Annotated in this window: 11 protein-coding genes; 6 read left to right on the top strand and 5 right to left on the bottom strand. The window is 41.4% G+C overall.

The genetic code is table 11. The features are described from left to right. Positions 1-4 precede the first annotated feature (4 nt). From G337_RS0120410 to G337_RS0120400, 3 genes are all read right to left on the bottom strand, one after another. Positions 5-1,711, bottom strand: coding sequence for an AMP-binding protein (locus G337_RS0120410; RefSeq protein WP_028865479.1), 1,707 nt, complete (start codon positions 1,709-1,711; stop codon positions 5-7). A 311-nt stretch (positions 1,712-2,022) separates the two neighbouring features. Then, complete coding sequence (gene udk / locus G337_RS0120405; RefSeq protein WP_028865478.1) at positions 2,023-2,661, bottom strand: uridine kinase; 639 nt, start codon at positions 2,659-2,661, stop codon at positions 2,023-2,025. A 218-nt stretch (positions 2,662-2,879) separates the two neighbouring features. Beyond that, positions 2,880-3,980 carry a protein kinase family protein gene (locus G337_RS0120400; RefSeq protein WP_028865477.1) on the bottom strand — a complete coding sequence of 367 codons (1,101 nt, stop codon included), beginning with the start codon at positions 3,978-3,980 and terminating at the stop codon, positions 2,880-2,882. A gap of 314 nt (positions 3,981-4,294) precedes the next feature. On the opposite strand from G337_RS0120400, the gene G337_RS0120395 reads away from it, so the two are divergent. The 5 genes from G337_RS0120395 to G337_RS0120375 all read left to right on the top strand — a co-directional run bounded on the left by G337_RS0120395 (position 4,295) and on the right by G337_RS0120375 (position 11,227). Continuing rightward, positions 4,295-5,074 carry a rhodanese-like domain-containing protein gene (locus tag G337_RS0120395; RefSeq protein ID WP_028865476.1) on the top strand — a complete coding sequence of 260 codons (780 nt, stop codon included), beginning with the start codon at positions 4,295-4,297 and terminating at the stop codon, positions 5,072-5,074. 12 nt (positions 5,075-5,086) lie between these two features. Beyond that, positions 5,087-5,872 carry a substrate-binding periplasmic protein gene (locus G337_RS0120390; RefSeq protein ID WP_028865475.1) on the top strand — a complete coding sequence of 262 codons (786 nt, stop codon included), beginning with the start codon at positions 5,087-5,089 and terminating at the stop codon, positions 5,870-5,872. A 274-nt stretch (positions 5,873-6,146) separates the two neighbouring features. Then, positions 6,147-7,475, top strand: coding sequence for an anaerobic C4-dicarboxylate transporter (locus G337_RS0120385; protein WP_028865474.1), 1,329 nt, complete (start codon positions 6,147-6,149; stop codon positions 7,473-7,475). 316 nt (positions 7,476-7,791) lie between these two features. Continuing rightward, positions 7,792-8,823: a polyamine ABC transporter substrate-binding protein gene (locus tag G337_RS0120380; protein ID WP_028865473.1), complete on the top strand. Its 1,032-nt coding sequence runs from the start codon at positions 7,792-7,794 to the stop codon at positions 8,821-8,823. Positions 8,824-8,830: 7 nt separating this feature from the next. Then, the gene (locus G337_RS0120375) at positions 8,831-11,227 is read left to right on the top strand and encodes a putative bifunctional diguanylate cyclase/phosphodiesterase (protein WP_028865472.1); all 2,397 of its coding nucleotides are present in this window, start codon (positions 8,831-8,833) and stop codon (positions 11,225-11,227) included. Between the two features lie 97 nt (positions 11,228-11,324). On the opposite strand, the gene G337_RS0120370 is transcribed toward G337_RS0120375, so the two are convergent. Then, entirely contained in the window at positions 11,325-12,113 is a 789-nt protein-coding gene (locus G337_RS0120370) for an AraC family transcriptional regulator (RefSeq protein ID WP_028865471.1), read from the bottom strand. A gap of 100 nt (positions 12,114-12,213) precedes the next feature. Here G337_RS0120370 and G337_RS0120365 point away from each other — a divergent pair, with 100 nt between their 5' ends. Then, positions 12,214-13,125 carry a DMT family transporter gene (locus tag G337_RS0120365; protein ID WP_028865470.1) on the top strand — a complete coding sequence of 304 codons (912 nt, stop codon included), beginning with the start codon at positions 12,214-12,216 and terminating at the stop codon, positions 13,123-13,125. Positions 13,126-13,184: 59 nt separating this feature from the next. Here the strand turns inward: G337_RS0120365 and G337_RS0120360 are convergent, their stop codons facing one another. Further along, the gene (locus G337_RS0120360; protein WP_028865469.1) at positions 13,185-15,065 is read right to left on the bottom strand and encodes a methyl-accepting chemotaxis protein; all 1,881 of its coding nucleotides are present in this window, start codon (positions 15,063-15,065) and stop codon (positions 13,185-13,187) included. Between the last annotated feature and the right edge of the window lie 141 nt (positions 15,066-15,206).

The raw sequence follows: 15,206 nt of genomic DNA, 5'->3' as shown, positions 1-15,206 counted from the left end.
TGTCTTAAGTGTGTAAATAACGTTTAATCTTTTTGGTCGGCGTTTTAATAAACGGCTCGCGCTGCTCTACAACTTTTGTAATCTTTGAATAGCTGGACAACTGCGTGTTGACTTCAGTTCGAATCTCTTCTAACAGCAGTAAAATATCATCGTGCAGAGCGGAATCACTGGTCTGGCTGATATTATGAGATTCGTCAAACTGATCATAATCAATATGTATTTTAGCAACCACTTTATGGTCGAGTTCATAAACCAGAGAATCTAAAACCAGCGGGTTCTGATTGATAACCGACTCCACAGCTTCCGGATAAATATTCTCTCCGCTTGCACCGATAATCACATTTTTACTGCGCCCGTTAATGGTCAGCACGCCGTTGTCATCGATATAACCCAGGTCACCTGTATTTAACCAGCCGTCTTCATTTAAGACCTCAGCCGTACGTTCAGGATCTTTATAATAACCCATCATAATATTAGGACCGCGTACGTGCAGCTCGCCGTCACGGCTGTCTTCAGACTGTTTTTCAAAGCGGCATTCAATACCCGGAGCAATAATTCCCGTGGTGCCGACTTTAGTAGCTCCTGGAACTGCACCGGCAATAATCGGAGCTGTTTCGGTCAGACCGTAACCAATCGCGTAAGGGAAATCAGCTTCCTTTAAAAATGCTTCTACAAAGGGAGATAATTTCGCACCGCCGATACCAAACAGACGCATCTCACCACCGAAACTTTGCTGCAGTTTTTTACCTGCAATTTTATTTAATTTTTTACGCACGCAAGTCAGGTTTTCATAAAGAAATTTAACCGCCCTGTTTTTATTAAAACCGGCCTGTACTTTTGATTTGTAAATCTTTTCAATCACCAGCGGCACGCTTAACATGCATGTCGGTTTGACTTTCTGCATAGCGGCTAAAATTATTTTTGGTGACGGCACTTTACTGATGTAATAAATGGAAGCACCGTTTGCAAAAGGCACTAAGAACCCAACAGAACATTCAAAAGTATGTGCTAAAGGTAATATCGACAGAAACTTATCATCGCTATGAATCTTGGTCAGACTTTGTGCCTGCATAACCTGTGCAATCAGGTTTTTATGCGACAGCATAACCCCTTTTGACTGCCCGGTTGTACCCGATGTATAGATAATCGAAGCAAGATCATCTTCATTAATTGTTAATGTTTGACTCTCCGTCTGGCGATGCGCCAGCTGCATCGCTTTTGCCTTAATCTGGGCAATTTTTTCGGCACCTTTAATTACCAGTTCCGACTGTCTGGGTGTTTTATCTTCTAATATCTGCAGCGATTCCAGTGAAAAGACATACTGCAGGGATGAACTGAAATCATCCTCATTGAGTTTCGCACTGATTTTTTTGGAAACGAAGATAGCGACTGCTTCCGAGTGCTTAATAATATGATGCACTTCATTGCTGTGAAAATCAGGCAGAATAGGTACAGTTATCGCTCCAATGGAAGTAACAGCAAGGTAGACAATTCCCCAGTGCGGCATATTCTCACTGCAGATAGCAACTTTATCACCCTGTTTTATTCCTAACTCCTCGAAAATGCTGTGAATCTGAGCAATCTTTGCTCTGGCCTGAGCATATGTTATTTCAATTTCTCCAATATTTGAGACTAAAAGTCTGTCTTCATAAAGAGAAGTCGAGCGCTCAGTTAAGGCGGCCAAAGTATTATTTTCAAGCTGTATGGTCATTCAGGATCCTTAGTTAATCCAGGGTAATTCGTTTAACGTCTTAAGTCTGCTGCAAAAAGCGCGATATTATACAGAAATCACTCAAACAATGCAGTCTCGCCGGATAAGAACTTTGACAAATAATCAAAATCGGCCAGTTTAAGTTCTTATGAATACATTCGCGAATAGTAAGAGTAACTGCGGTGAAATATGATGAAGAGTATTCCGGCACTGCAATGCTGAGAGCGCGGTGGCCGGAAATAGTGTTCTGAGCAGCACAAGTTAGGTTTAGTGTTTTAAAACAAAACTCGAATCCTGAGGCTACTGTAGTGTTAATCGTTTAAAAGGTATTTAATACGAGTCTTTAAAATATCCGTTGCAATACGGTTTTTTCCGCCGCGGGGAATAATGATATCGGCATATTGCTTAGAAGGTTCAATAAACTGCAGGAACATCGGACGAACCGTTGCTGTATACTGTGCTATTACATTTTCCATGGTTCTACCGCGTTCGGCAATATCTCGCGCTAAACGGCGCATTAAACAAATATCCAGCGGCGTATCAATAAAGATACTGGCATCAATCTGCTCTCTAACAGCAGGATCAGTCAGCAGTAATATACCTTCAAGTATAATAACCTTTTTAGGCGTTAATACATTGCTTTCCTGCATACGGGTATGCTCTGTATAACTATAAACAGGAATATCTACTGACTCGTTGTTTTTCAACGCTTTCAAATGATCACATAAAAGCCCATGGTCAAATGCTTTAGGGTGATCATAATTGGTCTGCATACGTACATCTAAAGTTAAGTGGCTCTGGTCGCGATAATATGCATCTTCAGAAACAATGCCGATCTGGTCCGTGCCAAGTTCATGACATAACTCCTCAAATATCGTATTTGCGATAAGACTTTTACCCGATGCTGAAGCCCCAGCAATAGCGATAACGACACAATGTTTTGAACTCAACGACATATAACCTCAGAAAAATAAAACGAATAGGATAAAAAACGCGTATGGTATACGAGTAAAGGAGCAACGACAAACACAACGGCGCTTTAGATTGATTTTAAGCACAATAAGCGAACAAATTCACACAAAATTGTCATTAAAATAAGAATTAATAAATGATATTGCCTGCAAGTTTTACTTTTTGTGCAGGCGATAAAAGACACCGAGTATTTCTCTTAGCAAATATTCAGTTGAAAGCGCTGAGCATCTTTACGCAGCAGCGTATATTTAATGATCAGTTCATCCCGGGTTAATTTCTCGTCACCAAAGAAAAATGCATCGCCCTTCTGAAGCCGGGCAAAATTACTACTGATAAAGCCTAAAATAAGATCCGCTTTTTTAATTGTGTAAGGACTGCATGACTGACCATGCAGATCATCAAGCAGATCCAGCACATTAGAGCGGTAACTTTCCACTAAATACAGCTCTGTTAAAGCACTTTCGCTGGCCAGCGCTTTTTCCCAGCTTTGATTAATAACATACTGACGTGAGATAACACTTGCCTCCGCCCCCGCATCACGCAGTCTCTGTAGTTTAAGCTGATAAGCCGGCAGCGCACACTGCTTTTCCAACCGGTATAATTCAAACAAATCCGATTCGCTAAGATTAAGCGGATTCTTCATTAAATAATCAAAAAAGAAACGCGTTTCAAAACGTTCAATGCCGTGAAATAAAGGCGTTGCCCGGCCGTTACTGTTAAAGTGTTTCTGCGGATCAAACTGATACATATAACCAAAATCAAACAGTTTAATTTCATTATCAGTATCTACTAAAATATTACCCGGACAAAAATCCCATTCAAATAAACCATTTAATTCCAGATTTACGATGCAGGAGAAAATCTGTTCAAATAACCTTTGACTGAAAATCAGCGGCGGCTCCCCGTTTATCCACGGGGAGAGAATAATACCCTCTGTAAATGATGCAAACTGCGTATCGATTATATGTTTAAATGCCGACGGTTCGCTTTGCTTCAGAAGAGTCAAATCCCGGCGGCGCTGTACTTCGTTAAGAAAAGAGGTCTGCCCGTCGATATTATTCACCAGACTAACCGGTCTTTTTAACTTTAGCGTCCAGTGCTGATCGGCGAACTGCAGATGATGTACTACCGCGGTCAGGCCGGAATTAAACGATTCAACAACATAATCAGAAACACTGCTGGTTGCTTTTAACTGCGCTAGTGTCAGCGGAAACCCTTTCAGATCCCCTATTTCAATATTTCGCCCGCTTTCTGCAAATAACTTCTGCTGCTGCTGGCGCTGCTGTTCAAGATCCATCTTTTATACTCCTCATCGGCTCAGATAAATAACATCGCATAAATAATCATTAACTGCTAACCCCGCCCCCTGTAATTACTGTAAAAAATCAACAATTTTAATAATAAACAGGAGAAAAAATATAGTAATCAGCCGCGTAGACTGGCCGATAAATACCGGAAACAGTGGGTTTGAGACTAAGCGGTGCACTTTAATACAGCAAATACATGTTTTTTAACAAATCAACAGCAATTTAGATATATTAAGCCCTGTAATAGTGATAATTATTTAGCTTCACTAACGGATATCGTCTACATTAATAAAAAGGAGGCACTATGAGTAAAAAATTATCGGCAGTGTTCTTACTCTGCAGCGCCTTATTGGCAGTTTTTTGCAGCGCAGAAACTAATATTCATTTTCCGGATCGAAATACATTCCCAGAACTCTCTTATATCAGCATTGCAGACCTTAGAGAAGAGCTTAGCCGCAGTATACTAATTGATGTCCGAACACCTTTAGAATTTGATACCGTGCACATCCAGGGGGCAATCAATATCCCCTTATCCAACCGAGGATTTCTAAACAGAATAAAAAAATTAACTGCACAATTTCCAGATAAACAGCTGGTTGTCTACTGTAACGGCCATCAATGTCAGAAAAGTTATCAGGCGGGCAGGTTATTACTTGATTACAAAATCAGCAGCCGGGTTTTTGATACCGGTATTATCGACTGGCTGAAGGCTTATCCGCAGTTTACTGTACTACTGGGGAAAAACCCGGCAGCACCGCAGGACATTATCTCAGAAGCTGAATTCCAGGCTCATCTGCTTAGCTCAGAAAGTTTTATTAAATCTAGTCAAAGCAATTATTTAATTGATATTCGAGACATTGTTCAACGTACAAATATTACAGTTACAGCCGTTAGACACCAGCGCTCAATTACGATTGCAAAAATGTATAAGCAGATAAAACAAGGCCGACTAAAAGATAAAACACTATATATTATGGATGCAACCGGACGCCAGGTACGCTGGCTGCAATACTATTTAAAGAAATATCATTATACAGATTATTATTTTCTCAAAGACGGCGTACTCAGTTTTCAACAAGAATAATCAGGAGATGCTATGTACTGCAGAGCTTTGTGTATAGCGATCATTTTATCAGCGGGCATACCGCTTACTTATGCGGCCCCGAAAATAGTTAAAATTGTAACTTTACATGATTACGCGCCTTTTTGTATGACCAGCGGGGACTATGAAATCAATCAGGTCATAGTTCCCGGTCAGGATGCACTCGGGTTCAGCGGTTACAGCTGGGATATATTAAGGGAAAGCTTTCATGAAATGGGATATGTAGTCCACTTGTCAATCAGACCATGGGCAAGAGCTGTTGCTAATGTTAAAAATAACAAAGCTGATATCGTTTTTCCGACGGGTAAAAACAGCAAACGCCTCAAGATATTTACTTATTCCCTGGAATCGGTTAATCATGCCGACTACATTGTTTATGTCAGAGCAGATGACCCCATACAGTGGCGGGGTTTACAGTCATTAAACGGACTGACTATCGGAGTCAAAAAAGGTTTTAGCTATGGTAATGCATGGCGGCAGGCATCTGCTGTCAATAAATATGATGTTTTGACAATTCTACAGGGATTTAAAATGTTAAATGCCGGGCGTATTGACGGATTTGCCGGTTATGAATTTAACTGGGATTATATTCTGCAGCGGCAGAACTGGCATGATAAATACAGAAAGCTCGATGCTTTCGGCTCCACTTCTGAGTATCTGGCAGCACTTAAAAGCAACCCCAAAGGTAAGGAATTTTTAAGCGCTTTTGATCAGGGCAAAAAACGTCTGCGTAAAAATGGAAGACTTGAGCAGATAAGAATCAAATGGTTCGGCAAATAGTTATGCATCTGTAAATTAAAATGCCGATTTACAGCTACTATTACAAGTAGCAATCCATCTCTACTGGACAAAGACTATTATCCCCCGCCCCCGTACACCACACAATTATTTAACAAAATCATAACCTTACATGAACTTTACAGCCTAAAAATGTGGTCCTGTTCTAATAAATAGAGATTGTTTTTATTCTGTGCAAATTATGTGAATTACCTTTAATCATTGTTTTACAAACAGATGGACAATAGCTTAACCATCACTATTTATAAGGATTATTATGCTGTATCTTGAGTTTTTATTTCTGTTAGTAATGCTCTATATCGGTTCCCGCTATGGCGGAATCGGTTTAGGGGTTATCTCCGGCATAGGTCTGGTTATTGAAGTCTTTATCTTCAAGATGCCGCCGACCTCCCCTCCTGTAACCGTTATGCTGATTATTTTAGCCGTAGTTACCTGTGCTTCGATTCTGGAAGCCGCCGGAGGTCTAAAGTATATGCTTCAGGTTGCCGAGCGGATCCTGCGTAAAAATCCTAAACGTGTCACCCTGATTGCACCTTTTGTAACCTATACTATGACCTTTATGCTCGGAACCGGCCATGCGGTTTACTCCATTATGCCGATCATCGGTGATGTCGCATTAAAAAACGGTATACGCCCGGAAAGGCCTATGGCGGCTTCCTCGGTCGCATCACAAATAGCTATTACCGCTTCTCCTATTTCAGCGGCTGTAGTCTATTACTTAGCACAACTGGTTGATATTCAGGCTGATATTACACTACTTTCAATACTAATGGTGACCGTACCTGCAACTCTGTTCGGCACCCTGTTAATGTCGCTATACAGCTTAAAACGCGGTAAGGAATTAGATGATGATCCGGATTATCAGGCCCGCTTAGAAGATCCTGTGTGGCGTGAAAAAATATTAAATACCACCTCCACCTCTTTAGATGAAAAGCTGCCTACTTCTGCGCGAAACTCCGTACTGATATTTTTAAGCGCAATTGCGATGATTGTATTTATTGCCATGGTACCGGAAATCAGGACCATAACTGAAGGCGGCAAGCCGATCAGTATGTCTGTCATTATCCAGATGATGATGCTGGCATTTGGCGGGGTAATTTTATTAGCAACCGATACCCACCCTAGAGACGTACCCAACGGTGTTGTTTTTAAATCCGGCATGGTAGCGGCTATTGCTATTTTCGGTATAGCCTGGATGTCCGATACTTATTTCCAGTATGCAATGCCGCAGTTTCAATCCGGGATCATCGGCATGGTGACAGATCACCCGTGGACTTTTGCTCTAGCGCTGTTTATTGTTTCCGTGGTGGTTAATTCACAGGCGGCCACAGCCCGTATGATGCTTCCTGTCGGATTAGGATTAGGTTTAGATCCTGCTTTACTTATCGGATTAATGCCGGCGGTCTACGGATATTTCTTCATTCCGAATTATCCGTCAGATATTGCAACGGTGAACTTTGATTCTTCCGGTACCACTAAAATAGGTAAATGGTATTTCAACCACTCATTTATGTCAGTTGGTATAATCGGCGTAAGCAGCGCCTGTTGTCTTGGTTACGTTCTCGGCCAGATAGTTATCGGCTGATAAAGCAGACAAGCTAAAGGCGCCTATGCTGCGCCTTTAGCTTGAAGCTTTAACAACAAACCATAAAATCGGTCATCTTTATGATTCCTGCCTATAAGCCGCGGCACAAAAAATACGGACAGAGATAACATATTGAAAAATTTAATTATCTGTTAGCTTATTAAGCGCCAGTCAGGTGAAATTTATTATCCAAATAAATGAAATCAGCACTATTATTAACAGATATATCAGAATTAATTATTAACCGTGTAACTTCCTTTAGTCAGTAAACAGGTCAAGAGAAGATTACCAGCCGAAATTTAAGCAGGGAGCTTTTATGAAATATATGCTGTTAGCATTATTCTCCGCTATTTTAGTTGCGCCTTTATATGCCCAGGAAGTCAAAATTTATATATGGGATCATTATATTTCCGATCAGGTAGTGCGTATTTTCAACGAACGAACCGGGCATACGGTCAAACAGTATCTATATGATGACGAGGTTGCTCGAGATGCTATTCTGGTTAATGAACAAGCCGGAAAATATGATCTGATTCTTGTCGATAATGCCAATACCGTCAGTTATACAAAATTAGGCTTGTTCGCCCCCTTATCTGCTTTATCTTTAAAAAACATGGATCATAACTCCAAAAAATCGCGGGCTTCCTGCGGCGGCAGCGGCGTGCCCTTTGCCAAAGGTACAATGGGCATAGCCTACCGCACCTCCATATCCCCCAAAAAAATCGATTCATGGAATGATCTCCTGCAGCCGCCGCAGGAGCACAGAGGCAGTACAATGATGCTCAAAAACGATATAGATACCGTTGCAATTGCCCTGCTTGCCAGAGGTCTAAATCCTTTCACCAGTGATAAACAGGAATTAAAGTCTGCTTATTCTCTATTAAGCAGCCAGTCACAATATCTGCTTGCATACGGACACCCGGTTGCTTATGTCACAGAGCACGGCAGCCGCTCCAAACTTACTATGGCGGCTCTCTATGCCGGTGATTTACAGAACCTCAAAGACTTTACCGGACAACAGGACTGGCAGTATATAGTGCCGAAGGAAGGTACCCTGTTTTTTGTAGACTGTTTTGTAGCACCTGCCGGTAAACCGGTTCTGCAGGGGACTAAAGCATTTCTTGAGTTTATTAATGAGCCGGAAATTGCTTACATGAATGCACAGGATATGTGGTTTTCCACCACCAGCCAAAGCGCACTGGAAAAAGCCAGTGCAGAATATAAAAACGACACAGAAATATCCCCGGATAAAAGTGTGCTGCTGCGCAGTTATCACTATCGTTTACTGAGCAGGGAACAAGTTGTGCTTCGTAATAGAATTGTATCTATGCTCAGCACCAGGGAATGAAGGGCTTATGCAGCTTAGAAAAAAAATACGTTACATTCTAATACCGGTTATCGCCTTGGTTTTTACTATGAGTACTGCCGTTTATTATAATGTCTATAAAGATCAGATAATCGCCAACAAATTGTTATCACTTGATGACCGCCTGCAGAATCTAAAGTTAATGAGCCAATACCACCTGGCCTACACGAAAAGTTTTATAAGACAAAAGATAGACAGCAAAGAGGCATTTCTTATCTTTGATGTAATTAAGCAGGGAAAAGAGATGGCGGCTCCCTACATCACCCAGCTTCTTAAACGCTTTGTTGATAAACAGAATGACTCAAATAACACCACCAATATAGTTAATGATTTTACTATTTTCGGATTTGATAAAGAGGTTTTATTTTACGTTAATACTAGGGATCCCTTTGCACAAGCAGAATTAAAAAAACAAACAGAGAAAATAATCGATAAAGCGGCAGTTACAGAGCCAGATAGTGACAAATTGTTTCAGTATTATTATTTTATTGAAACAGACAGTGAACAGAAGTTTTCATCCATGAATATTATTGAAATATTCTCACCCTTTTATCTCACTTCAAAACCTACTTATAACAAAAATGACGAGCTCTATCTTATACAGAGTGAAATTAATGTGGATTTTGTAAAAGAAGAGATACAGCGCATTATCAGTGAACATAAAGACTATATGAGCTTTACGTTTACCGACAAAAACAGCGTGACCAATAATATTTCTGTTTCCGGCACCCCGTTAATAAACAATAACAACGGTCTTTATGAAAGTACCTTCGAAACTGAACTTTTTGAGGTGAAATTTATTCTCGATGAGCGCTACTTTGACGATATTTTATGGAGTATTATTTTAAAGCTCTCTGTTCTTAATATAATGCTTATTGTAACCTGCTCTTTTATTCTACTGATGATGATTGACAAACAGATAATATTACCAATCACTAATCTTGCTAAAAGTATTAAGCAGGTTGAATTATCTGATGATATAAAGCTTAAACCTTTATCTACAAAGGACGAGGTTGCCGATCTTAATGAAAGTTATATTTCATTTATTAATAAAATTAATAATCTTGCCAGCAATGATGCGTTGACCGGACTGTCTAACCGAGGCAGTTTTAATAAAAAATTATTACTAATAGATAACCGCACTACTGCTCAAAAACACTATCTCGCTCTATTTTTTATTGATTTAGATAATTTTAAACATGTTAATGATACCTTCGGCCATGAAACCGGCGATCAGCTGCTGATCGCATTTAGTCAGAGATTAAAAAAGACCTTAAGAAGTCAGGATAAATTTATCACTGCCGACACGATTAACAGCATAGCCAGACTCGGCGGGGACGAGTTTGTTATTCTTATCGATGGTCTGCCGACACTGGAGGTAATTGAGAATATTGCCAAAAGAATTTGTGCTTTATTCAACAATGGTTTTGTTATTGATAACAATGTATATGACGTCCATGCCAGTATCGGCATCGCTTATTCAAATGATAACAGCGACTCGGGTGAGACGCTGCTCAATCAAGCCGACTCGGCAATGTATATGGCTAAAAGAGACGGCAAAAATACCTATAAAGTTTTTTCGCCGGAAATTGAAGCTGAAATAGATCATGAGAAAAAAATTGAAAAAGAGATAACAAATGCACTGGCAAAAAATGAATTGTTTTTTGTCTTTATGCCCGCCTACTCAGCTGCCAACCTAAAACTGCAGGGTTACGAGTTATTATTAAGGTGCCCGGCTCTAAGTAAAGAAAATATTGGCCCGGATATCTTTATACCTATCGCTGAAAAAACCGATCTGATAATAAAAATTGATATGTGGGTTGCAGAAAATGCACTAGCCAGACTGGCCGAGATGGTTTTAACGAATGATTTTTGCGGTTTTATCTCCGTCAATATATCTTCGCGCTCCTTAAAAAATAATCGGCTGTACAAACACTTACAGATGCTGATAAATAAACACAAGATCAATCCGAAACAGCTGGAGCTTGAAATAACTGAAACATGCCTGATGCCCGACGACAAAAAGGCGGTGGCAAGTCTGACGCAGCTGAAATCACTGGGTGTAAAAGTTACGCTTGATGATTTCGGCACAGGCTATACGTCATTTAGTCAGTTAAATAACTATCCGCTCGATACACTTAAGATTGACCGTTCTTTTATTAAAAACCTTAATAAAACTCCTGCAGGTAAAAAACCTACCCTGGATATTATCTTTGAGCTTGCCAAAGTTTATCAGTTAGAGGTTATTGTTGAGGGCATTGAAACTCAGGATGAGTTTAAACATGTCAGAAACCTCGGCTGCGATATAGTACAAGGTTTCTATTTTACTCAGCCGCTGACATGGCAAAGTGTTATTGAAAACAAATATCAACTAGAGCAGGGCTGAAGAAACATTTGTTTTTTTTACAAAAAACTGTTTCTATTTTTCGTCTAGCCGGATCAGCAGCCGCGGTATTGATCTCACTTATTCCCTTATTAAATAATTATATGGCATGCTTGAGTTTATACTGCTCCGGTGTGCACTCAGCATATCTTTTAAACATGGTAATAAACGGGCTGGCCTGATTATAACCGAGTGTAAAAGCAGTATCTTTTACCGACCTGCCGCTTCTCAGCAGCTCTAGAGAATAAATATAACGCATTCTTAAACGCCACTCGGTAAAGTTCATGCCCAGCTCATTCTGACAGTGCCGCGCCAGCGTTCTTTCTGTACTGTGTACGCGTTTCGCCCAGACATGCAGAGGCGTTTCATCGGCAGGGTTAAGCTCTAGCGCCTTTAACACAGGTGCGAGTAATTTATGATTACTAACCGGTAAAAAATGTTCAATCTGCTCCGTTATAGCCAGCTGATCCAGCAGCACCTTAAACAGACGTTTGTCAGCCAGACTATGCGCAGTACGAATATCTCTGGCCCGCAAGTCAGAAATCAGCGCTTCAATAATGGCAGTTACCGCTAATAAACACACGTGATCAGGTAAATGCTCTGCAAGCTCAGGAACTATATTTACCGAACAGTAATCAATAGGTTTACGGTTATAACTCTGGTGCATAATGCCGGGTGGTACCCAGATGGCCAGATTGGGCGGTGATAAAAAACGTTTGCCCTGCGCCTGCAGTTCCAGTAAACCGCCGCTGACGATCTGTAACTGTCCCCAGGGATGCGAATGCGGGCGTGTTTCTGTATTTGAACGGAAAGCATCAAAAAGAAGAAATTGTGCAGCCGGAAGGTCTTTTAACTGCAGAGCCGGCTGAATATTACGCATGCTTAACATATTGTCTTCCTAATGAGATTTTATGTCTGAATAGAGATATATATAACCATACAGACCTGCCACACTATTTGCATCATTATTCTTAACAGACACTAAGCCCATGAATTATCTACTTCCGCTGTTCACCGTTATTATCTGGGGTGGCAACTCAATCGTCAATGTCACCTCAGTTTCGCTTATAGAGCCCAGCGCCATGAGCTTTTTCAGATGGTTTTTTGCCATGCTGATTTTAACTCCGTTTTGTTTACCTGCGGTTATTAAAGCACGTAAAACTATCCGCCCTTACCTTGCCAAGCTGGCTTTCTTAGGTTTGCTGGGCATGGTATTAAACCAGTCACTAGGTTATTACGCGGGTTTGACTACCACTGCAACTAATATGTCACTGATTACAGCACTGGTGCCGCTGCTGAGTATTTTTATTGCCGTACCGCTGCTTGGAAAGCGTCTTTCCACACTGAGCATTATCGGCGCAGTTATTTCTATTATCGGCTTGGCTTATATGCTCGGCAGCGGTGATCTTCTGTTTATGTTCGACCAGTCTATTACCCAGGGTGACGCTCTGATGGTCATAGCTGCGACTGTTTATGCTACATACTGTGTACTGCTAAAACGCTGGAAAATGCCGCTGAGCAGCTGGCAGCTTATCTATATGCAGGGACTGTTTTCAGTGGTTATGCTCTGTCCGTTATGGTTAACCAGTCAGTCACTTTTACCAACAGCTGAATCACTGCCGTTAATCGCTTATGCAGCTGTCGGCGCTTCAATTATTGCTCCCTGGATGTGGGTTAAAGCCATTGATTTAATCGGTGCAGAGTCTAGTGCCATGTTTATGAATCTGCTGCCTGTGGTAGCGGCCTCATTAGCGGCACTGTTTCTTGGTGAAAAACTGCAGTCGTACCATCTTCTCGGCGGCATTATGGTTATTTCCGGGGTAATGCTGGCGCAGATTAAACTTACGGATAAAAAGCCGCCGGCAGCTCAGAAGCTTAACCCCCTCGACAGTAAACTGTAAAAATAAAGCCCGCGGAACAGTATCCCGCGGGCTTTTTATTTTACTTTGTAATAAACAGTTTAAACCTTAAAGTTATTTAACTGGTCATCCTGTTCACCAACCTGATCACGCATCAGCTCAGCATGTTTCACCTGCTCGTGTGCTCCATTGCTAACATCTTGAGTGATATCTCTGATATTCGTAGTATTACGATTAATCTCTTCTGAAGTTGCTGACTGCTCCTCGGCAGCGGCTGCTATCTGCAGATTCATATCATTAATCTGCACAATAGCGGACTGAATTGTTGCCAGCATTTCATTTGCTTTGCCGGCCTCTTCCGCCGTACTTATAGCTGCTTCGCGGCTCTGTTTAATAATTTCCTCCGACTGCCGTACCCCGGTCTGCAGCTGCTCAATCATGGATCTTATTTCACTGGTTGATTCCTGTGTACGCGAAGCTAATGAGCGAACTTCGTCTGCAACAACCGCAAAACCTCGGCCAGATTCACCCGCCCTGGCTGCTTCAATGGCTGCATTTAACGCCAGCAGATTAGTCTGATCGGCAATACCTGTAATAACAGATAATATAGATTCAATGTTATTGCTGAAATTGGCAAGCTCAACCACCGAGTCAACCGCACCTTCCATCTGAGCCGCCAGCTGGTTCATCGAGTCCGTTGCACCGGAAACAACCATTACGCCGTTACCTGTTTCTACATCGGCGGTACCGGCGGCCTCAGCCGCTACCTGGGCATTTTTTGCTACCTCAACTGCACTTGACGCCATCTCATTCATAGCAGTGGCCAGCTGATCCAGCTCAGTTAACTGCTGCTGCAGCTCATGGGAAGCTTTTTCCGATTCATCACTAACCTGAACTGTGCTGCCTCCTATCTGTGAAGCAAGATTTTTGACTTTAGAAACAATGCCCTGAAGATTTTCCACAAAGATATTAAACTGAATCGCTACATCTCCGAATTCATCCTTGGATATAATCGGCAGGCGTTTGGTTAAATCGCCATTACCGCTGTTAATCTCAACTAATGACTCACTCAACAAAGTAATCGGTTTTAAAATTGTCTGCATCAGGGTACCAAGAACAAAAAAGCCGATAGCGACACTGATCACTACACCAATAAATGAGCGCCAGCCCATTGCATCAGCCTCGGCCATCACAATATCAGCATCAACTACAACACCGATATACCAGTCCATGCCGCGCAGTCCTTTAAGCGGTGTAAAACTAACCCACATAGACTGACCGTCAACTTCAATTTCCCTGACCTTTTTATCCATTGCCACCGACTGACCGTCAAACAGCTGTGAATAGTTTTTACCGTTATTTTCACTATCGGGATGGCTGATAATATTGCCGTTCTTAGTTAACAAAAAAGCATAACCAGCGTCATTAAAAGTAAGAGTATTCAAAGCATCGGATACTGTTTTTAGACTAAGATCACCGCCGAAAGCACCTTTAAAGCGGCCCTTATCGGATAAATTAGCTACAACAGAAATTAAAATATCTTTAGTTACCGCATCGGCATAGGGTTCAGTGATCATCGCCTGGTTTGCATTTTTAGCAACATCGTACCAGGGACGTTTTCTTGCGTCCCAGCCTTCCGGCTGCCAGCTGGGATCATTAGTAATTCGTATACCGTCAGTGTGCAGTCCGCCGAATATAAGTAAGAAGTTCTGCTTAAGCAGCGGGCTGTCGAAAGTTTTCTGTATATTAGCCCCGCTAAAATCGGAGTCAATCACCTGCGCCATCAGATCTATGATTTCTAATTTACCATTCAGCCAGTAGGTTATCTGCTGTGCCAACGCATCACTAGACTCCTCTATTGCACCGCTGGACTGATTCTGCAAGGTGCTTTTTATTTCCCTATACTGGAAAAACGACAGTGAACTAATCGCTAAAACCAGCACCAAGGAAGATATTAAAACAACTTTGATGGATACTTTCATAGTTACATCCTCTGTATGTATTAGTAGCAGGGAGACTGATTTTCCAACAGCCCCTTTAACAGCTTATAACTAATTGAAACTTTTGCTAAGCCGACTTCAATATAATTAAAAAATTGATGTATATATAATATTACAATGACC

The organism is Psychromonas aquimarina ATCC BAA-1526, from assembly GCF_000428725.1.
Classification (GTDB): Bacteria; Pseudomonadota; Gammaproteobacteria; order Enterobacterales; family Psychromonadaceae; genus Psychromonas; species Psychromonas aquimarina.
The sequence above is the reverse complement of the archived record's forward strand: the minus strand, read 5'-3'. Positions and strand labels throughout refer to the sequence as shown.

Coding starts and splice junctions, on each gene's coding strand:
- G337_RS0120365 (WP_028865470.1), top strand. CDS start 12,214: ATGAATTATCTACTTCCGCTGTTCACCGTTATTATCTGGGGTGGCAAC.
- G337_RS0120400 (WP_028865477.1), bottom strand. CDS start 3,980: ATGGATCTTGAACAGCAGCGCCAGCAGCAGCAGAAGTTATTTGCAGAA.
- G337_RS0120375 (WP_028865472.1), top strand. CDS start 8,831: ATGCAGCTTAGAAAAAAAATACGTTACATTCTAATACCGGTTATCGCC.
- G337_RS0120370 (WP_028865471.1), bottom strand. CDS start 12,113: ATGTTAAGCATGCGTAATATTCAGCCGGCTCTGCAGTTAAAAGACCTT.
- G337_RS0120360 (WP_028865469.1), bottom strand. CDS start 15,065: ATGAAAGTATCCATCAAAGTTGTTTTAATATCTTCCTTGGTGCTGGTT.
- G337_RS0120390 (WP_028865475.1), top strand. CDS start 5,087: ATGTACTGCAGAGCTTTGTGTATAGCGATCATTTTATCAGCGGGCATA.
- G337_RS0120395 (WP_028865476.1), top strand. CDS start 4,295: ATGAGTAAAAAATTATCGGCAGTGTTCTTACTCTGCAGCGCCTTATTG.
- G337_RS0120410 (WP_028865479.1), bottom strand. CDS start 1,711: ATGACCATACAGCTTGAAAATAATACTTTGGCCGCCTTAACTGAGCGC.
- G337_RS0120385 (WP_028865474.1), top strand. CDS start 6,147: ATGCTGTATCTTGAGTTTTTATTTCTGTTAGTAATGCTCTATATCGGT.
- G337_RS0120380 (WP_028865473.1), top strand. CDS start 7,792: ATGAAATATATGCTGTTAGCATTATTCTCCGCTATTTTAGTTGCGCCT.